The sequence below is a fragment of the Streptomyces eurythermus genome, assembly GCF_014649115.1.
Taxonomy (GTDB): domain Bacteria; phylum Actinomycetota; class Actinomycetes; order Streptomycetales; family Streptomycetaceae; genus Streptomyces; species Streptomyces eurythermus.
Genome location: NZ_BMSK01000001.1, coordinates 158,181 through 177,056 on the forward strand (window position 1 = coordinate 158,181; position 18,876 = coordinate 177,056).

An 18,876-nucleotide genomic window follows, 5' to 3' on the forward strand; every position below is an offset into this window, starting at 1 on the left:
GTCCCCGTCCCTCAGGCCACCCTGGTCGCCCCCGCGAACGGCATCTGGCCGATCGGGTCCAAGCGGACCGGAGCCGACGGGTTGGGGGCGTGGATCATCCGGCCGCCGCCCACGTAGATGCCGACGTGGCTGATGCCCGGGTAGAAGAACACCAGGTCGCCCGGGCGCAGCTCCGAGCGGGAGATCCGCCGGCCCGCGTCGATCTGGGCGTAGGAGGTGCGCGGCAGGGAGAGACCGGCGGCGCGGTAGGCGGCCTGGACCAGGCCCGAGCAGTCGAAGGCGTTCGGGCCGGTGGCACCCCACACATAGGGGCTGCCGAGCTTGCCGTAGGCGTAGGCGACGGCCATCGCCGCGCGCCCGCTGGGGGCCGGGACGGATCCGGCCCGCTCCAGCGGCTCCCGCGGATCGGCGGCCGACCGGGAGACGCGTTCCTCCGGGGCGCCGGTGATCGCGTCGCGTTGGCGCGGAGACAGCCGGGCGAGCAGCCGCCGGGCCTCGTCCAGCTTGCCGGTGACGGTCTTCTTGTGCCGGCGCAGCTCGGCCTGCCGGGACCGCAGCGACTTCACCTCGACGCGTGCGGCCCCGCGCAGCCGCTCGATCTCCCGCAACTGCCGCCGGACCTGTGACACCGCGGCGGCCTGCCGGTCGCCGGCCCGCTCGGCGAGGGCGGCACCGTCCAGGTACCGGTCGGGGTCGCTGGACAGGGCCAGTTGCCAGGCCGGGGCGATCGCGCCGTCCCGGTACTGCGCCGCCGCGATCGAGCCCAGGGCGTTCCGGACCGTGTTCAGCCTCTGCTGTCTGCGGGCGGTCTCGTCCTGCAGCGCGCTCAGCCGCCGCTGGGCCGCGTCCGCCTCCTCCTTGGCCCCGTCGTACTTCTCGGTCGCGGCCTCGGCGTCCCGGTACAACGCCGCGACCCTGGCCTTGACCTGGGACGGAGTCGGCTGGGGCGCGGCGTGTCCCGTGCCGTCGAAGCAGGTCGCGGCGGCCGCGCCCGCCAGGGCGAGTGTGGCGGCCGTCCGGACCGTATGGCCGGTGAGCGGGCGTTGCGGGGGCTTGCGGTGGGCTGCCACCTGGAACCGTCACGTCCTTCCTACGACTCGTACCACCGAGCGGTCGGTACGCGCCCCGCGGCGGCCCGTACAGGGGGAGTGGCCGCCGCCGGGCCTGTCTCGGCGGTGGTGGCCGGTTGCCGCGGGCGGCAATGGGGAGCCGGTCACCTGGGGGAGGACGCTAAAACGGATGGTGACGGGTGGGTAACGCAGTGTGCGGAACTGGTTCCCGTCGGCCGATGTGTGACCGTATGGGATCACCTGGCTGTTCCGGAGTCGTCGCCTTCGCGGAGCGTGGTGATCAAAGAGGGGAAACGGTTACTGGCGGGGGTGTTGGGGTGCTATGGGGCGGATTTATGCATGATCGCTGCGGAGTTCGGGAGGTGGGGGAGCAGGAGGCGGGTGGCGAGCCGTCCGCAGGGCCGTTCGTGGGGCGGAGGTGGCGGCGGGGGTCGGTGGCCGGGTGGTGGGCGGGCGCTCGTTAGGCTCCGGCTCATGGACGTACTCATCCATCTCTTCGTCGGCCTGCACATCATCGGAATCGCCGCGCTGCTCGGCGGTTTCCTCACCCAGATGAAGGCGATGGGCCAGGGCACGGCCCGGTTCGTGCCCGGGATGCTGCATGGCGCGCTCACCATGCTGGTCACCGGTGTGGTTCTGGTCGGGCTCAACCAGGCCGACGACCACCACCTCAACAACATCAAGCTCGGGGTGAAGCTGGCCCTGCTGATCGTGATCCTGGGCCTCGTCTACGTGAAGCGCGACGAGGAGCGGATCGACAAGGGCGTCTTCGGACTGGTCGGCCTGCTGACCATGGCCAACATCTTCATCGCCGTCCTCTGGACCTGATCCCCGGTATGCCCCGTCGCGGCTCCGGCATCGGGCGCAGCCGCGCGTCGCTCAGGCGCCCAGGAGACCGCGGACGTCTTTGACGAGGGCGGGGATGTCGAGGGGCCGGCTGGTGTCGACGGTCAGCAGTGGGCCGCCCAGGCGCAGGGGGCCTGGGTAGGTGGCGCGGATGGTGGCGACGCGCTCCGCGACTTGCCCGGGGGTGAGCCGCGGGTCGAGGTGGCCCGGGTGGCGGGTGCGTCGCAGGAAGCGCTCCGCGGCGAGTGCCGGGTCGCAGTCGCAGAAGATCTCGATCAGGCGGGCGTCGAGCTGACGCAGGCGTTCGGGTGCGGTGTCGTGGTGCCACCAGTTGTCGAGAACGGCGTGCCCGGCCCGGGCGGCGACGGTGAAGAGGATGTCGTCGCCGGCGCGGCTGAGCCGGTTCCGCCATGCGTGGTCGCCGACGCCGAGGGAGTCGAAGAGGGTTTCGAGGATCGCGTCCTTGTCGATGACGGGCCATCCCAGTCGATCGGCGAGGCGGTGGGAGAGGGTGCTCTTTCCGCTGGCGGGAAGGCCGGACACGACCACGAAGACGTTGTCGGCCACGGGGTCGGCGCGGCGTGAGGCCCCGTCCGGTCGGTTCTGGGCTGTGGGAAGCGTCATGGCGTCTGATGCCGGATCCGCGTCGGCGTCAGCCCGGCCGCACCACGCTGTGGACGGCCGCCTCGCCGAGGGCTGAGACCGGTTCCTCGCGGACGTACGCACCCGGTCTCGGCGCGTGGATCATCATGCCGTCGCCCGTGCAGAGTCCTACGTGGCCGGCGTCGTCATGGAAGAAGACCAGGTCACCGGGGCGAGCCTCGGCCGGCGGTACCGGGATGCCGACGCCGGCCTGCCCGGGCGCCGTGCGCGGGAGCGTCACGCCGGCGGACTTCCAGGCGGCCTGGGTGAGCCCGGCGCAGTCGTAGGAGCCGGGGCCGGCGGCGCCCCACACACACGGTTTGCCGAGCTGGGCACGGGCGAAGGCGACGGCCTTGCCGGCCTTGGTCGCGTACGTTCCCGAGAGCGTGCCGGGGGCCTGGGCGGCGATCCGCTGGGACAGCAGCACGCGCGCGTGGGCGAGCTTTTCCCTGGTGACGACCTTGGCGGCCTTCGGCCCGCCGAAGGGGGTGTCCGGCCGACTGGCGGTGGTGACCGGGCGACGTGCGCTGGGCTCCCGACGGCTGCCCGTCGGTACTACTGCCACGCCGACGGCTTCCTGGGCGGCCGGCGGGGCCTGCGTGGCTTGACGGGGTACCGAGGCCCGGAGAGGCGGGGCGAGGGCCGCCGGGCTTCCGGCGGGCGTGGCGGCGCGCTCGGCTTCGCCGGTACCGCGGCTGACCTGGCCGGTCCCGAGCGGGGCGTGAGCGGTGTCGCGGGGGACCTGGACGGTGTCGAGCGTGGCGTTGCCGGTGCCGAGTGGGGCGTTGCCGGTCCCGAGCGTGGCCTGGCCGGTGTCGCGCTTGGCGTGGCTGGTCCCACGTGCGGTGGGGTCGCTGACCCCGTGCCAGGCGTGGTCGGTACGGTGCCGGGTCTCATCGGCGCCCGGCTCCGTTTGGCTCGTGCTGTGCCCCGTGCGGCGGATACGGCGCTCGGTCTGGTCCATGCGCCGCTCTGCCTGCCTCGTGCCGGGCCCGGCCTGGCCGATGCCCGGCTCGGCCTGTGGAGTGCCGGGACCGGCCTGGCTCATGCCCGGCCCGGACTGCCCGGTGCCGCGCTGAGCCGGGATCATGCCGCGGACGCCGGGCAGAGGGCGCTGCCGGGCCCGCCGCGCGACCTCGTCACGGAGCCGCCGAAGGCTGCCCTCCACGGCACGTGGGGCCTCGGCACGCTCGGCCGGCACGGCCCACCCGGCCGGTTCCGGACGCCCCTTCCACCCGGCCTCCCCGCCCCGTCCGGCGCTTCCGGCTCGTGGCCCGCCCCCGTCCGCGTCGGCGCGCCCGGCCCGCCCACTGCCGTCGGCCCGTTCCCGTTCCCCGCGTGCTCTTCCCTCCCCGCGCCCGTCCCGTTCCCCGGGCCCGACCGCGTCGGCAAGCCGTGCCCGCTCAACGTCCCCACTGCCCTCGGGCACGCGTGCCGCTCGCTCCCCACGCCCGGCTCCGTCGGTGACGCGCGCCCGCGCATCCTCGCTCCGCCCGTCCCGCTCCCCGCGCCCGTCCCGCGCCGCACGCACCCCCCGCTGCTCCCCGCGCCCCCACCGCCCCCTGGTGCCGCCACCGTCGGTGGAGGCCTCCAGTGCCGTCTCCGCCTGGCGGTAGAAGTCGTCGATCTTGCGGGCGACCTCCTCCGGTGTCGGGATGCCCGGGCCGGTCGCGAGGGCGGCCTCGGCGGGCTGGGAGAACACCGCCATGGAGGTCAGGGCGGCGGCCAGGGTGGGGGTGTGGACGCCTGTCGGCTGGCTGCCGCCGGGGCGCGGCTTGCGGTGCGACGCCAAGGGGGCCACTCCTTCCGTGCTGCCGCCTGCCGGTGGGCTCGGGCGGGTGCCGGCACGGGGCGCCCCACGGCTTCGTCCCGGGCGGGAGTCGGCCGATTCGGCCCAGGATCGATGGGTCCCCGGCTCCGGGCACCCGCGCGGGGCGTGCCGGACTCGGCGGAGGCCGTACGGCCCGGCGACGTTCGCCGGAGGGTGGTCGTGCGGCCTGACGGCAACCTAGCCAACTCGTGAGTCTTCTGTGAAGGTCGGCGCACGCTATGTCCGATACATTTCCGTGACCTGGGGGTCGGGGCGCCCGCTGGTGACCAGGTGTTTCCGCTGGGTGACGCGGTACGCGGGGAAGATCAACCGCCCCGGAAACGGGCCATGTTCCGGGGACGGCGACCGGTTGTCGGTGGGGCGCCCTAGACTCGGAGAGCGATGAGCAGCCTCTTTGACGACAGCTTCCTGGCGGACCTCCAGGCCCCTCGCGGGCACGAGGAGGAGCCCCCGCCGCCCGAGGACGATCACCTTCCGGAGTCGATTCCGGACGATCTGTTCGGCGGGAAGTTCGACATGCCGCCGGACCGGGACACCCACTACCGCGACGGCGCCCCGCGCCCCGCGCTGGACCCGGCGGCCCTCCTGGAGGGGCTGAACGAGAACCAGCGCGCCGCTGTCGTGCACGCCGGCTCCCCGCTGCTCATCGTCGCCGGCGCCGGCTCCGGCAAGACCCGTGTGCTCACCCACCGCATCGCCTACCTGCTGGCCGAGCGGAACGTCCACCCGGGCCAGATCCTCGCGATCACCTTCACCAACAAGGCCGCGGGCGAGATGAAGGAGCGCGTCGAGCAGCTCGTCGGCCCGCGCGCGAACGCGATGTGGGTGATGACCTTCCACAGCGCGTGCGTGCGCATCCTGCGCCGGGAGAGCAAGAAGCTCGGCTTCACCTCGTCGTTCTCGATCTACGACGCCGCCGACAGCAAGCGCCTGATGGCCCTGGTCTGCCGCGACCTGGACCTCGACCCCAAGCGCTTCCCGCCCAAGTCCTTCAGCGCCAAGATCAGCAATCTGAAGAACGAGCTGATCGACGAGGAGGACTTCGCCGCCCAGGCCACCGACGGCTTCGAGAAGACCCTGGCGCAGGCGTACGCGCTCTACCAGTCGCGGCTGCGCGAGGCCAACGCGCTGGACTTCGACGACCTGATCATGACGACGGTCAACCTGCTGCGCGCCTTCCCGGACGTCGCCGAGCACTACCGCCGCCGCTTCCGGCACGTCCTGGTCGACGAGTACCAGGACACCAACCACGCCCAGTACGCCCTCGTCCGGGAGCTCGTGGGCACGGGGGAGCCCGCCGCCGACGGGACGGACGCCCCGCCGAGTGAGTACGACGTCCCGCCGGCCGAGCTGTGCGTCGTAGGTGACGCGGACCAGTCGATCTACGCGTTCCGGGGCGCGACGATCCGCAACATCCTCCAGTTCGAGGAGGACTACCCGGACGCGACGACGATCCTGCTGGAGCAGAACTACCGCTCCACGCAGACCATCCTGTCCGCCGCCAACGCGGTCATCGAGCGCAACGAGTCCCGCCGCCCGAAGAACCTGTGGACCAACGCCGGCCAGGGCTCCCGGATCGTCGGGTACGTCGCCGACACCGAGCACGACGAGGCCCAGTTCGTCGCCGACGAGATAGACCGCCTGGTCGACGCGGGCGAGGCGCGCGCCTCGGACGTCGCCGTCTTCTACCGCACCAACGCCCAGTCCCGTGTCTTCGAAGAGGTCTTCATCCGCGTCGGCCTGCCCTACAAGGTCGTCGGCGGGGTCCGCTTCTACGAGCGCAAGGAGGTCCGGGACGTCCTGGCCTACCTGCGCGTCCTCGCCAACCCCGAGGACTCGGTGCCGCTGCGCCGCATCCTCAACGTGCCCAAGCGGGGCATCGGCGAGCGCGCGGAGGCGATGGTTGACGCCCTTGCCCAGCGCGAGAAGATCAGCTTCCCGCAGGCCCTGAAGCGGGTGGACGAGGCGTACGGCATGGCCGCGCGTTCCACCAACGCGGTCAAGCGGTTCAACGCGCTGATGGAGGAGCTGCGCACGATCGTCGAGTCCGGCGCCGGACCGGCCACCGTCCTCGAGGCGGTCCTGGAGCGCACCGGATATCTGGCCGAACTCCAGTCCTCCACCGACCCGCAGGACGAGACCCGGATCGAGAACCTCCAGGAACTCGCGGCCGTGGCCCTGGAGTTCGAGCAGGAGCGCGGGGAGGGCGAGCAGGGGACGCTGGCCGACTTCCTGGAGCAGGTCGCCCTGGTCGCCGACTCCGACCAGATCCCCGACGAGGAGGACGGCGACGGCGTCATCACGCTGATGACCCTGCACACCGCCAAGGGCCTGGAGTTCCCGGTGGTGTTCCTGACCGGCATGGAGGACGGCGTCTTCCCGCACATGCGGGCCCTCGGCCAGACCAAGGAGCTGGAGGAGGAGCGGCGCCTGGCGTACGTCGGCATCACGCGCGCGCGGGAGCGGCTGTACCTCACGCGCGCGGCGCTGCGCAGCGCCTGGGGCCAGCCGTCGTACAACCCGCCCTCCCGCTTCCTGGAGGAGATCCCGCCCACCCATGTGGAGTGGAAGCGGACCGGGGCCACGGCTCCGGCGTCCGGGGTCGCGGCGTCGCTGTCCTCGTCCCGTTCGCGTTCCTCGGCGTCGGGGGCGTCCGGGTTCGCCACCCGGCGCACGGCGGAGAAGCCGGTGGTCGCGCTGGCCGTCGGGGACCGGGTCACCCATGACCAGTTCGGGCTCGGCACGGTCGTCGCGGTGAAGGGCACGGGCGCCAACGCGGAGGCGACGGTCGACTTCGGTGAAGCCAAGCCGAAGCGGCTGCTGCTGCGGTACGCGCCGGTGGAGAAGCTGTAGCCCGCGAAAAGGGCCCCGCTCGCAAGCGGGGCCCTGCCGGCTAGGTGGGATCCAGGCCGTGGCTGCGCAGCCACGGCAGTGGGTCTATGGCCGATCCGCCCGCCGGCCGTACCTCGAAGTGCAGGTGCGGGCCGGTGGAGTTGCCCGAGTTGCCGGAGTAGGCGATGGGCTCGCCGGCCTTGACGGTCGTACCGGAGGCGACGCGGTAGCTGGACAGGTGGCAGTACCAGGTCTCCGTGCCGTCCTTCGCCGTCACGATCATCATGTTGCCGTAGGCGCTGTTCCACTTGGTGGTGACGGTGCCGTCGGTGGCTGCCAGCACCGGGGTGCCGTAGGAGACCGGGAAGTCGATGCCGGTGTGCACCGACATCCAGTTGATGCCGGCCTGGCCGTAGTAGGCGCTGAGCCCGTGCTGCGCGACCGGCAGCGCGAACTTGGGGCGCAGCCGCTCCTTGAGCGCGGCCTCCGCCGCCGCCTTCTTCTTCTCCAGTTCCTGCTGTGCCTTGAGGTCGATCCGCTCCTGGGTGCGGCTCGCCCGGTCGGCGAAGTCGTCGGCACCGGCGGAGAGGGTCTGGAGCTGGGAGTCCAGCTTGCTGTTGGCGACCGCGGGCTTGACCGGCTGCGCGTCCGCGACGGTGGTGGAGGTGTCCTGGGAGTCGTCGCCGAACGCACCGACCGAGGCGGCGGCGATCCCCGCGACCCCCATCACACAGGCCGAGGGCACGGCGACGGTCAGCAGCGCCGAGCGCTTGGCGGGCGTACGGCGCCGGGAGCGGGCCGCGCCGCGTGAGCCCGTGCGGGCCGCCGGCACCGGGGCGATCTCCTCCTGGCCGTCCAGCAGACCGGCCACGGCGGGCAGTTCACCGGTGGCGTCCGCTTCGTCGGAGGCGGACGGCGGCTCGGTGAGCCCGGTGTCGCCGTACGGCTCCTGCTCGTAGGCCGTGGGCGTGGCCGGTCCGCCCGGGGTGTGGGCGCCGACCGCCTCGAACGTCGCGGTGGCCTGCCGGTCGAACGGTTCCCCGTCCTGCTCGGGCTCGGCCGGCGCGGGCTGCCCGGCGGAGTTCCACTGCGTGGCGTCGTACGCGCCCGTGTCGAAGGTCTGGGTGCCCCACGTCCACTGCTGGGTGGTGTCGGCGGCGCCCGAGGGGCCGTGCTGCTGCCAGGTGCTCGTGTCCCACTGGCCGCTGACATCGTTTCCGGTGGCCTGCGCGGGGACGGTCCAGGCGGTGCTGTCGTAGACACCGGAGTCGTAGGCGCCGGCATGTCCGGCCGCGTACGCGTCGTAGGCGGGGAACTGGCCGGTGCCGGTCTGCCACTGGGCGGTGCCGTACGCGCCGGTGGTCGGCTCGCTGCCCGGGAGGCTGCCGAAGAGCGGGTCCGCGTGGAAGGCCGTGCCGCCGGAACCGTCGGTAAAACCGGTGGCGTCATAGCCGTCGTACGTGGTGAGGTCGTCGTAGGAGGCTTCCTGCGCTCCGTACGGCGCGTAGTGCCCGGTGGAGGCGTCGGAAGCCGGGGCCGGGGTGGTCATCGTCCCCGACGGGTGACGGTCGTTCACCAACTTCTCTTTCGCCTCGACAACAGGGGCTGCCAGAGCAGTGCGGCGACTGTACCCGGCAGTACCTGGGCGCGACAATCTTCGGACGGTTTCGCGTGGGCCGGAAACGGGCATTCGGCCGTGTTTCGGGGGCTCCCAACGCGACTTTGGCCTTGCGTTCGAAGAATGTTCGATGTCGAGTGGCGATTTGTGTCGACTGTGCACGTCCTGTGAGGCGCCCGTGCGCTTCTCGGCGCGGCCTGCCTCGGGTTGCCGTCAGGCCACCGTCAGGCCGCCGGTGCTCCGGTCCCCGGGGTGCGGGGCGTCGAGGGCCTCGCGTATGGCGGCGGCAACGGCCGGGTGCACGGGCAGGGCGAGATGACCGATGCCGCTCACCCGGACGTTGTGCGCGTCCAGATCGGGGTGCTCCAGGCAGGCCGTCTCCAGCGGGACCATGAGGGAGTCCAGGTCGCTCCAGAAGCTCACGAACCGGGTCCGGCAGCCGGGCGCGGGCCCGGCCAGCTCCTCTATCACCGCCGAGCCCGGCCGCATCTGCCGCACGATCGGATGCGCGTCCGCCAGCGGTGCCACCCGGGTTCCGGAGTGCGGGGTGCCCAGCGTGACCAGCGTGCGTACCCGCAGGTCACCGCCGAGGCACTGGGCGTAATAGCGCGCGATCAGGCCGCCGAGGCTGTGCCCCACGATGTCGACCCGGGCGCTGCCGGTGCGCTCGCAGATCTCCTCGATGTGCCGGCCGAGCAGCTCCGCGGCGGTGCGGATGTCACAGGTGAGCGGCGAGTAGTTCAGCGACTCCACGCGCTGCCGGCCGTGCTGGGCGAGGGCGCGGCGCAGCAGGACGAACACCGAGCGGTTGTCGATGAAGCCGTGCAGCAGCACGACCGGCGGGGCCGGCCGGACCGGCAGCCGGGCGGTGCCGTCGTCGGGGGCGGGCAGGGCGGCGGGGTGGCGCTCCCGGATCAGGCCGGTCGGATAGAGCAGGAGGTGACCCGCCAGGATCGCGGCCTCCAGGGCCGTCGCCCGGAGCAGCGTCACGGACAGCCCGGCCAGTCTGCCCGGCCACAGGCGGTGGCAGGACGGGAAAAAGAGCGGCAGTACCCCGGTGACCTTCATTGGCCGACCTCCTGTCGGCACGCGGGGGGCGTCCTCGACCCCCGTGTGCCTCATGTCCCACCATGTGATTTCCCCCTCGCCGCGCACCGTAAAACTGCCCGGTGCGGGATGCTGGAGATAACGTTCGTTCACTTCGACGATGGCGGGACGCGCCAAAAGTGCGGTACTTGTCGGTACGAACGGAAGCGATCGCTTCCGTGGTCGCTTGATGGAGGCAGTGATGGGTGTGGCAGCCGGTCCGATCCGCGTGGTGGTCGCCAAGCCGGGGCTCGACGGTCACGATCGCGGGGCCAAGGTCATCGCGCGGGCTCTGCGCGACGCCGGTATGGAGGTCATCTACACCGGGCTCCACCAGACGCCGGAGCAGATCGTCGACACCGCCATCCAGGAGGACGCCGACGCGATCGGCCTGTCCATCCTCTCCGGCGCCCACAACACGCTGTTCGCCGCGGTCATCGACCTGCTCAAGGAGCGCGACGCCGAGGACATCCTCGTCTTCGGCGGCGGCATCATCCCGGAGGAGGACATCGCGCCGCTGAAGGAGAAGGGCGTCGCGGAGATCTTCACCCCCGGCGCGACGACCTCCGCGATCGTGGAGTGGGTCCGGGAGAACGTCCGTCAGCCGGCCGCGTCCGGCGGCTGAGCGCCCTCCTCCCGCGGCCCGGCGGGCGGCATCAGTTCCCGCGTCATCTCCGCCCGCAGCCGCAGCGTGGTGACCAGCCGCTGGAACGCCTCCGCCCAGTACCCGCCGGCGCCCGGCGCGGCGTCCGCCGGCTCGTCGGGTATCGCCAGCAGCGTCTCCAGCCGCCTGGCCTCGGCCGGGTCCAGGCAGCGCTCCGCCAGGCCCATCACCCCGCTGAAGCTCCACGGGTAACTGCCCGCCTCCCGGGCGATGTCGAGGGCGTCCACCACCGCGCGGCCCAGCGGCGGCGCCCACGGCACCGCGCACACACCGAGCAGCTGGAACGCCTCCGACAGGCCGTGCATGGCGATGAACCCGGCCACCCACGCGGCCCGCTCGTCCGGGCCCAGCGCGGCCAGCAGCTTCGCCCGCTCCGCCAGGGACACCGCGCCCGGTCCGCCCGCCTCCGGTGCCGACGGCGAGCCGAGCAGCGCCCGCGACCACGCGGCGTCCCGCTGCCGGACCGCCGCCCGGCACCAGGCCGCGTGCAGCTCGCCCTGCCAGCCGTCCGTCACCGGCAGCGCCACGATCTCCTCGGGCGTCCGCCCGCCCAGCCGCCGCGGCCAGGTGCCGAGCGGAGCGGACTCCACCAACTGCCCCAGCCACCACGACCGTTCCCCCCGGCCCGCCGGGGGCGTGGCCGCCACCCCGTCGCGTTCCATGGCCGCGTCGCATTCGAGCGGCGCCTCCACCACGATCGCCGGCCCGTCCCCGGTACGGTCCAGGGCCACACACGCCGTGGCGCGTACGGCCATCCGCGCGGCGAGCGCCGAGCCCGGCAGCGACGACAGCAGATCCGCCGCAGTGGCCCGGACATTGCGGCTGCGGTCGCCCAACGCCTGCTCCAGGAACGGCTCGTCCGCGTCCGACAGGCCCGTGCGCAGCGAGTCCAGGAACATCAGCCGGTCCTCCGCCCGCTCCGTCGCCCAAGTCGACGCCAGCAACTCCCGCCCCCGCTCGGGCGTACGGGTGCGCAGCGCGCCGAGCAGCACCGCCCGCTCCGCGAACAGCCCCTCCTGCCACAGCCGGCGCACCGCCTCCGCGTCCTCGGTGTCCGGCAGCGCCGCCCCGCCGCCGGGGGCCGCGCGCAGGGCGAACCGCCAGTCCGGGTTCAGCCGGGCCAGCCACAGGGCGCGCGGACCCGCGAACGCCAGCGCCGCCGGACGCAGGTCGGTGCGGCCACGGGCCGCGTCCAGCAGGGCGGGCAGCGCCTGCGGGGGCGCCGCGTACCCGTGCGCGTTGGCCGCCGCGAGCCACTGCGGAAGCAGCTCGATCAGGTCCGGGGAACTGCCCCGCCGTCCGCCACCCGCGCCGCCGGACCGGTCCGCCAGCAGGGTGGTGAGCCGGCGTGCCGCCGGCGCGGGCAGCGGCGGGCGCGGATCGGCGGGCGCGCGCTCGGGCCGGCGCGCCGCCCGCCCGGGGCGCAGCCCGGCCCGTCGCCGTACGGTGGCCACGGCCGCCGCGTCGAGCAGTGCCGCCGGTGCCGTACGGCCGGGCGGGACGTGCGCCGGGGCGCGCCGGTCGGTGCCGAGGAGCGCGGTGGTGACCAGCTCCTCCCAGGTGCCGTCCGGCATCGCCGTGTCCCTGCCGCTCGGTGCCCCGTTCATCGCGTTCCCTCCCCTTCGCCTGCCTGCCCTCGTGTCCCGGTACCGCCGGTCAGCACAGCGGCACCGCCTCGCCCGTCCCCTCCGGCCAGGCCGTGAGCGGGGTGAACCCGCGGTGGCCGCACTCCCCGAACACGGTGACGGGGGCGCCGCCGGACAGCGCGACCAGCCGCCACAGGCCGGGCCGGGAGCGGGCCGACCCGGTCAGCGGCAGGGCCGTGTCCGTGTCCGCGTCGGCCAGCTGCCACCGGTCGCCGTCCGGGACCGGTATCACCCGGTCCAAGGTCACCGGGACCGACTCCAGCCAGGGATCGTCGCGCAGCGCCTCGCCGTAGCGGGCCGCCGCCTCGGCGGTGGTCGTCCCCGGCGGACGGAACGCGGCCGGCGCCGGCGCGGCGAACCGCTCGCCCAGTGCGCTCCGGGTCCGGCCCCCGCCCGGATACGTCGACAGCTCCGCCTCCAGCGCCAGCCCGACCGGCAGGGACAGCTCCGGGGCCCGGCCCGCCGCGCCGTAGGACAGCAGCTGCCGGGTCCGGCCGGAGCGGGCGCCGTGCAGCCATATCCGGCGGGTCGTCAGTTTCGGGTCCACGACGTCGTACTGCGCGAGGACCAGCCAGCGGTCGCGCAGCGGCGGGCCGTCCGGCGCCGCGGGCAGGCCGACCCGGGAGCGGACCGTGGCCGCGAGGGCGTCCGGCAGCCCGGCCCGGCGCAGCCAGCCCTGGTCGAGCAGGTGCAGCAGCGCGCACTCCTCCAGCAGCCGCGCCGGCCAGCCCGCGCCGGACGCCGGCACGGCCCCCAGCTCCCGGACGCGTGCGGCCAGGCCCGGCGCCTGGGCGTCGACCATGCGGGCCGCCGCCTCGTCCCACCAGCCGTACCCCGCCTGTTCGGCCGCGGCCAGGCCGCCGCGCAGCAGGTCCGCCAGGCGCTGCTCCAGCTCGGTCACGCCCGCCGTGACCCGCTCGGCCCGGCGCTCGGCCCGCCGCCGGGCCGCCTCCGGATCGGCGGGACCAGCGGCCGAACCCTCCTCGTCCCGGGCCTTCCTGGCCTGCTCCCGGCCCCGCCGGCCCGCGAGCCACTGCCCGGCCCAGTCCGGCGGCCGCTCGCCGGCCGGCACCGCGTCCTCGTCGCCCGCCCACAGCAGGAGCAGGCCGAGCGCGTGCTTGCACGGGAACTTACGGCTCGGACAACTGCACTTGTATCCCGGGCCGGCCGCGCCGGCCAGGTCCACCACCGTCTGGTACGGCCTGCTGCCGCTGCCCTTGCACAGCCCCCACACCGTCCCCTCTCCGCTCCCGGTCCCGGACCACGGCCCGGCCACCCCGAGCTTGCTCCCCGCCTTGCGTGACGCGGCGTCAGGCGCCAGTGCCAGCACCTGCTCCGCGGTCCAGCGCACCCCCTGCTCAGTCATGCCACCGACGGTAGGCCCCACCACTGACAATCGCCCCGGCGAGCGCGTTTGCGCAGGTCACAGCGATTGTCAGTGGCGTGGTGCACGGTGGATGCCAGAACCGAACCGGCCGAGCTGGAGGGGGCCTCAGCCATGACTGTGTCCGTGGAACCGACGACCGCCACACCCCACCGCGACCAGACCGAGCAGGCGCTGCGACCGCACGCCGAGCAGGCCTTCGCGGCCGAACTCGCGGCGCTCGCCGCGCAGGACGACCGCCCGCGCCCGGCCCGCTGGAAGCTGTCGCCGTGGGCGGTGGCGACCTATCTCCTCGGCGGCACCCTGCCGGACGGCACGGTGATCACACCCAAGTACGTGGGCCCGCGCCGCATCGTCGAGGTCGCCGTCACCACGCTCGCCACCGACCGCGCCCTGCTCCTGCTGGGCGTCCCCGGCACCGCCAAGACCTGGGTGTCCGAGCACCTGGCCGCCGCCGTCAGCGGGGACTCGACGCTGCTGGTGCAGGGCACCGCCGGCACCCCGGAGGAGGCCATCCGCTACGGCTGGAACTACGCGCGGCTCCTCGCCCACGGCCCGAGCCGCGACGCCCTCGTGCCCAGCCCCGTCATGCGGGCCATGGCCGAGGGCATGACGGCCCGGGTGGAGGAGCTGACCCGGATCCCGGCCGACGTGCAGGACACGCTGATCACGATCCTGTCCGAGAAGACCCTGCCCATCCCCGAACTCGGCGAGGAGGTCCAGGCGGTCCGCGGCTTCAACCTCATCGCCACCGCCAACGACCGCGACCGCGGGGTCAACGATCTCTCCAGCGCCCTGCGCCGCCGCTTCAACACCGTCGTGCTGCCGCTGCCCGAGAGCGCCGACGCCGAGGTGGACATCGTCACCCGCCGGGTCGAACAGCTCGGCCGCTCCCTGGACCTGCCGGCGGCGCCCGACGGCATCGAGGAGATCCGCCGGGTCGTCACCGTCTTCCGCGAGCTGCGGGACGGCGTCACCGCCGACGGCCGCACGAAGCTCAAGTCCCCCAGCGGCACGCTGTCCACGGCGGAGGCCATCTCCGTCGTGACCAACGGCCTCGCCCTCGCCACCCACTTCGGCGACGGCGTGCTGCGCGCGGGCGATGTCGCCGCCGGCATCCTCGGCGCCGTCGTCCGCGACCCGGCGGCCGACCGGGTCGTCTGGCAGGAGTACCTGGAGACGGTCGTGCGCGAGCGCGAGGGCTGGACCGACTTCTACCGCGCCTGCCGGGAGGTGAGCGCGTGACCGGCGCCCGGGAGAGCACGGCCTACGACGCCGGGCCGCTGCTGCTGGGCGTACGGCACCACGGTCCCGGCTCCGCGCGCGCGGTGCGGGCCGCGCTCGAGGCCGCCCGGCCCGCCGTCGTCCTCATCGAGGGGCCGCCCGAGGCCGACCCGCTGATCCCGCTGGCCGCCGACCCCGGTCTGCGGCCTCCGGTCGCCCTGCTCGCGCACGCCGTGGACGAGCCCGGCCGCTCGGCGTTCTGGCCGTTCGCCGAGTTCAGCCCCGAGTGGGTGGCCATCCGCTGGGCCCTGGACCACGGTGTACCGGCCCGCTTCATCGACCTGCCGGCCACGCACACGCTGGCGTGGGCGCGGGAAGAGGGGGAATCCGGGGCCGGCGGGCATGAGGGGGCCGGCGGCGACCACCCGACCGGTGCCGACGGCCACGCGTCCGGTTCCGACGGTCACGCGTCCGGTGCCGACGGCCACGCATCCGACCCGGACAACCACGAGCCCGGCCCTGACGACCAGGCCGCCCCCGGTCCCGGCGGCCGTCGGCCCGGTCCCGACGACGCCGGGGAAGTCCGTGTCGATCCGCTCGCCGTGCTCGCCGAGGCGGCCGGGTACGACGATCCGGAGCGCTGGTGGGAGGACGTCGTCGAGCACCGGGGGCCCGGCGCCGACGACCCCTTCGCACCGTTCACGGCGGTGGCGGAGGCCATGACGGCACTGCGCGAGCGGTACGGCGCCGGCGGGCACCGGGACCTCGTCCGCGAGGCGCACATGCGGCTGCGGCTGCGGGCGGCGCGCAAGGAGTTCGGGCACGCCGTGGCCGTGGTGTGCGGGGCCTGGCACGTACCCGCGCTGCGCGAGAGGACCACCGTCACCGCCGACCGGGCCCTGCTCCGGGGCCTGCCCAAGGTCAAGACCGACGTGACCTGGGTGCCGTGGACGCACCGCAGGCTGGCCCGGTCCGGCGGGTACGGCGCGGGCATCGACTCGCCCGGCTGGTACGGGCACCTCTTCCAGGCCCCCGACCGGCCGGTGGAGCGCTGGCTGACCAAGGTGGCGGGACTGCTGCGCGAGGAGGACCGGATCGTGTCCTCCGCGCACGTCATCGAGGCCGTCAGGCTCGCGGAGACGCTGGCCGCGCTGCGCGGCCGGCCGCTGCCCGGCCTCGGCGAGACCACCGACGCCGTGCGCGCGGTGCTGTGCGAAGGCTCGGACGTGCCGCTGGCGCTGGTCCACGACCGGCTGGTGGTCGGGGACGCGCTGGGGGAGGTGCCCGAGTCGGCGCCCGCGGTGCCGTTGCAGCGCGACCTGGCCCGGCAGCAGCGCTCGCTGCGGCTCAAGCCCGAGGCGCTGGAGCGCGACCTGGAGCTGGACCTGCGCGGCGACACCGACGCCGGGCGCAGCAGGCTGCTGCACCGGCTGCGGCTGCTCGGCGTCGGCTGGGGCGAGCCGGCCCGGTCCCGGGGCGGCACGGGCACCTTCCGGGAGACCTGGCGGCTGCGCTGGGAACCGGAGCTGTCCGTGCGGGTCGCCGAGGCCGGCGTGTGGGGGACGACCGTACAGGCGGCGGCCCGGGCCAAGGCCGAGGCGGACGCGGACGCGGCGCGCGCCCTGGCCGACGTCACCGCGCTCGCCGAGCAGTGCCTGCTGGCGGGGCTGCCGGAGGCGCTGCCCGTGGTGATGCGGGTGCTCGCCGACCGGGCCGCCCTGGACACGGACGTCGGTCACCTGGCCCAGGCCCTGCCCGCCCTGGTCCGCTCGCTGCGCTACGGCGATGTGCGCGGCACCGACACCGGGGCGCTGGCCGAGGTCGCCGCGGGGCTCGCCGAGCGCGTCTTCGTCGGCCTGCCCCCGGCCTGCGCCGCCCTCGACGCCGACGCAGCGGAGGAGATGCGGGCCCACGTGGACGCCGTACACACGGCGGTGGGCCTGCTGACGGAGAGCCTGGCCACGACGGGCGGGGAGGCCGGCGGCGCATCCACCGGAGCCGAGCGGGCCGGCGGCGCGTCCAAGGGCGGCGCGCTTTCCGGGGGCGGGGCGGGGCGTGAGGTCGGTGGGGGGCTACGGGAGCGCTGGCGGGGGGTGTTGCGGGCGTTGTCGCTGCGGGACACCGCGCCCGGTGTCATCCGGGGGCGGGCGGTGCGGCTGTTGCTGGACGACGGCGCGTTGCGGCCCGAGGAGGCGGCCCGGCTGATGGGGCTCGCGCTGTCGCCGGGCACGCCGCCCGCCGCTGCCGCCGCCTGGATCGAGGGCTTCGCCGGCGGCGGGGGCGGACTGCTGCTGGTCCACGACGAGCGGCTGCTCGGCCTGCTCGACACCTGGCTGACCGGGGTGCCGGCGGACGCCTTCACGGACGTACTGCCACTGCTGCGGCGGACCTTCGCGGCGTACGAGCCGGGGGTGCGCAGAACGCTGGGCGAACTGGTACGGCGCGGTCCCGGTGACCGTCCGGGCGGTGCCGCCCAGGCCGCCGCGGTCCCCGGTTTCGCCGCCGAACCGGACACCGCGCGTGCCGACGCCGTACTGCCCGTACTGCGGCTGCTGCTCGGCCTGACGGCGGACGACGGCACCGGCACGACGGACACGACGGGCATGACGGAGACGACGGACCACGGGAGCCTCGCGGGGGTGGGCACATGACGGACACGACGCTCGGACAGACACCGGCACCGGTACAGGCATCGGCACAGGCGGCCGACCCGGCGCGGGAGCGGCTGCGGCGCTGGCGGCTGGTGCTCGGCGGGGACCAGGCCGACGGCACCGGATGCACGCTCTCCGGCCGGGACGCGGCGATGGACGGCGCACTGGCCGCGCTCTACGGCAAGGGGGACAAGGCGCAGACCGGGCGGGACCGTTCGGCCGGACTCGGCGCGTCGGCACCGTCCGTGGCGCGCTGGCTCGGGGACATCCGCGACTACTTCCCGTCCTCCGTCGTCCAGGTCATGCAGCGCGACGCCATCGACCGGCTCGGCCTGGCCGCCCTGCTGCTGGAGCCGGAGATGCTCCAGGCGGTGGAGCCCGACGTGCACCTGGTCGGCACGCTGCTCTCGCTGCACAAGGCGATGCCCGAGACGACCCGGGAGACGGCCCGCGCGGTGGTGCGCAAGGTGGTCGAGGAGCTGGAGAAACGGCTCGCCACCCGCACCCGGGCCACCCTCACCGGCGCCCTGGACCGCAGCGCGCGCGTCCAGCGCCCACGCCACCACGACATCGACTGGAACCGCACCATCGCGGCCAACCTCAAGCACTACCTGCCGGAGTACCGCACGGTCGTGCCCGAGCGGCTGATCGGCTACGGGCGGGCCGCGCGGTCGGTGAAGAAGGAGGTCGTGCTCTGCATCGACCAGTCCGGGTCGATGGCGGCGTCCGTGGTCTACGCGTCGGTGTTCGGCGCGGTGCTCGCCTCCATGCGGTCGATCAGCACCCGGCTCGTCGTCTTCGACACGGCGGTCGTCGACCTCACCGACCAGCTGGACGACCCCGTCGACGTGCTCTTCGGCACCCAGCTCGGCGGCGGCACGGACATCAACCGGGCGCTCACCTACTGCCAGGAGCGGATCACCCGGCCGGCCGAGACCGTCGTCGTGCTGATCAGCGACCTGTACGAGGGCGGCATCCGCGACGAGATGCTCAAGCGGGTCGCCGCGATGAAGGCGTCCGGAGTGCAGTTCGTGGCGCTGCTCGCGCTGTCGGACGAGGGCGCGCCCGCGTACGACCGGGAGCACGCGGCGGCACTCGCCGCGCTGGGCGCCCCCGCCTTCGCCTGCACCCCCGACCTGTTCCCCGAGGTGATGGCGGCGGCCCTGGAGAAGCGCCCGCTGCCCATACCCGACCCGGCCTGACCTCCGCGCGTCTCACCGGGACCGTCCCCGCCCGGTGAGACCGCGCAGATCGCGTAGACCGTGTAGACCGCTGTAGACCGCGCAGAATACGCGGGGGCACGCAACCGCACCCATACGACGGCACCCCGTGCCAGGGAACGCGGCATCATGTGACAGGTATCACCGCTCGTGTGTGACCCT

The 18,876-nt window shown here is 74.3% G+C and carries 13 protein-coding genes; 6 read left to right on the forward strand and 7 right to left on the reverse strand.

Annotated elements, in window-relative coordinates; all coding sequences use genetic code 11:
* Window positions 1–11: 11 nt before the first annotated feature.
* Window positions 12–1,070 carry a C40 family peptidase gene (locus IE251_RS00825; RefSeq protein ID WP_189750966.1) on the reverse strand — a complete coding sequence of 353 codons (1,059 nt, stop codon included), beginning with the start codon at window positions 1,068–1,070 and terminating at the stop codon, window positions 12–14.
* A gap of 474 nt (window positions 1,071–1,544) precedes the next feature.
* Between IE251_RS00825 and IE251_RS00830 the strand changes: the two genes are divergently transcribed.
* Window positions 1,545–1,898 carry a hypothetical protein gene (locus IE251_RS00830; protein ID WP_030789348.1) on the forward strand — a complete coding sequence of 118 codons (354 nt, stop codon included), beginning with the start codon at window positions 1,545–1,547 and terminating at the stop codon, window positions 1,896–1,898.
* A gap of 51 nt (window positions 1,899–1,949) precedes the next feature.
* Here the strand turns inward: IE251_RS00830 and IE251_RS00835 are convergent, their stop codons facing one another.
* Together IE251_RS00835 and IE251_RS41970 are read right to left on the reverse strand one after the other, a co-directional pair.
* The gene (locus IE251_RS00835) at window positions 1,950–2,540 is read right to left on the reverse strand and encodes a P-loop nucleotide/nucleoside kinase family protein (RefSeq protein ID WP_189750967.1); all 591 of its coding nucleotides are present in this window, start codon (window positions 2,538–2,540) and stop codon (window positions 1,950–1,952) included.
* Window positions 2,541–2,568: 28 nt separating this feature from the next.
* Complete coding sequence (locus tag IE251_RS41970; RefSeq protein ID WP_373301953.1) at window positions 2,569–4,350, reverse strand: NlpC/P60 family protein; 1,782 nt, start codon at window positions 4,348–4,350, stop codon at window positions 2,569–2,571.
* 420 nt (window positions 4,351–4,770) lie between these two features.
* Between IE251_RS41970 and pcrA the strand changes: the two genes are divergently transcribed.
* A complete protein-coding gene (gene pcrA, locus IE251_RS00845) occupies window positions 4,771–7,242 on the forward strand; it encodes a DNA helicase PcrA (RefSeq protein ID WP_189750968.1) in 2,472 nt (823 codons plus the stop codon).
* Between the two features lie 40 nt (window positions 7,243–7,282).
* On the opposite strand, the gene IE251_RS00850 is transcribed toward pcrA, so the two are convergent.
* Together IE251_RS00850 and IE251_RS00855 are read right to left on the reverse strand one after the other, a co-directional pair.
* On the reverse strand, window positions 7,283–8,797 hold the full coding sequence (locus IE251_RS00850) for a peptidoglycan DD-metalloendopeptidase family protein (RefSeq protein ID WP_229896518.1): 1,515 nt from the start codon (window positions 8,795–8,797) through the stop codon (window positions 7,283–7,285).
* Window positions 8,798–9,052: 255 nt separating this feature from the next.
* A complete protein-coding gene (locus tag IE251_RS00855) occupies window positions 9,053–9,907 on the reverse strand; it encodes an esterase/lipase family protein (protein ID WP_189750970.1) in 855 nt (284 codons plus the stop codon).
* 220 nt (window positions 9,908–10,127) lie between these two features.
* On the opposite strand from IE251_RS00855, the gene icmB reads away from it, so the two are divergent.
* Complete coding sequence (icmB, locus tag IE251_RS00860; RefSeq protein WP_030600962.1) at window positions 10,128–10,550, forward strand: coenzyme B12-dependent isobutyryl CoA mutase small subunit; 423 nt, start codon at window positions 10,128–10,130, stop codon at window positions 10,548–10,550.
* Here icmB and IE251_RS00865 read toward each other — a convergent pair.
* Together IE251_RS00865 and IE251_RS00870 are read right to left on the reverse strand one after the other, a co-directional pair.
* Window positions 10,526–12,196: a DUF5691 domain-containing protein gene (locus IE251_RS00865; protein WP_189750971.1), complete on the reverse strand. Its 1,671-nt coding sequence runs from the start codon at window positions 12,194–12,196 to the stop codon at window positions 10,526–10,528. The genes icmB and IE251_RS00865 overlap by 25 nt on opposite strands.
* Before the next feature lie 49 nt (window positions 12,197–12,245).
* A complete protein-coding gene (locus IE251_RS00870; protein ID WP_189750972.1) occupies window positions 12,246–13,601 on the reverse strand; it encodes an SWIM zinc finger family protein in 1,356 nt (451 codons plus the stop codon).
* A gap of 132 nt (window positions 13,602–13,733) precedes the next feature.
* Here IE251_RS00870 and IE251_RS00875 point away from each other — a divergent pair, with 132 nt between their 5' ends.
* The 3 genes from IE251_RS00875 to IE251_RS00885 are packed head-to-tail and all read left to right on the forward strand — an operon-like array spanning window position 13,734 to window position 18,696.
* Complete coding sequence (locus IE251_RS00875) at window positions 13,734–14,864, forward strand: ATP-binding protein (protein WP_030789377.1); 1,131 nt, start codon at window positions 13,734–13,736, stop codon at window positions 14,862–14,864.
* The gene (locus IE251_RS00880) at window positions 14,861–17,494 is read left to right on the forward strand and encodes a DUF5682 family protein (RefSeq protein WP_229896519.1); all 2,634 of its coding nucleotides are present in this window, start codon (window positions 14,861–14,863) and stop codon (window positions 17,492–17,494) included. Before IE251_RS00875 ends, IE251_RS00880 begins: the two co-directional genes overlap by 4 nt.
* Entirely contained in the window at window positions 17,491–18,696 is a 1,206-nt protein-coding gene (locus IE251_RS00885) for a VWA domain-containing protein (protein WP_189750973.1), read from the forward strand. Before IE251_RS00880 ends, IE251_RS00885 begins: the two co-directional genes overlap by 4 nt.
* Window positions 18,697–18,876 lie beyond the last annotated feature (180 nt).

Excerpts from the sequence above, each read along its gene's own strand:
- IE251_RS00830 (WP_030789348.1), top strand. The coding sequence starts at position 1,545 with ATGGACGTACTCATCCATCTCTTCGTCGGCCTGCACATCATCGGAATC.
- IE251_RS00835 (WP_189750967.1), bottom strand. The coding sequence starts at position 2,540 with ATGACGCTTCCCACAGCCCAGAACCGACCGGACGGGGCCTCACGCCGC.
- pcrA (WP_189750968.1), top strand. The coding sequence starts at position 4,771 with ATGAGCAGCCTCTTTGACGACAGCTTCCTGGCGGACCTCCAGGCCCCT.
- IE251_RS00855 (WP_189750970.1), bottom strand. The coding sequence starts at position 9,907 with ATGAAGGTCACCGGGGTACTGCCGCTCTTTTTCCCGTCCTGCCACCGC.
- icmB (WP_030600962.1), top strand. The coding sequence starts at position 10,128 with ATGGGTGTGGCAGCCGGTCCGATCCGCGTGGTGGTCGCCAAGCCGGGG.
- IE251_RS00865 (WP_189750971.1), bottom strand. The coding sequence starts at position 12,196 with ATGAACGGGGCACCGAGCGGCAGGGACACGGCGATGCCGGACGGCACC.
- IE251_RS00870 (WP_189750972.1), bottom strand. The coding sequence starts at position 13,601 with ATGACTGAGCAGGGGGTGCGCTGGACCGCGGAGCAGGTGCTGGCACTG.
- IE251_RS00875 (WP_030789377.1), top strand. The coding sequence starts at position 13,734 with ATGACTGTGTCCGTGGAACCGACGACCGCCACACCCCACCGCGACCAG.
- IE251_RS00885 (WP_189750973.1), top strand. The coding sequence starts at position 17,491 with ATGACGGACACGACGCTCGGACAGACACCGGCACCGGTACAGGCATCG.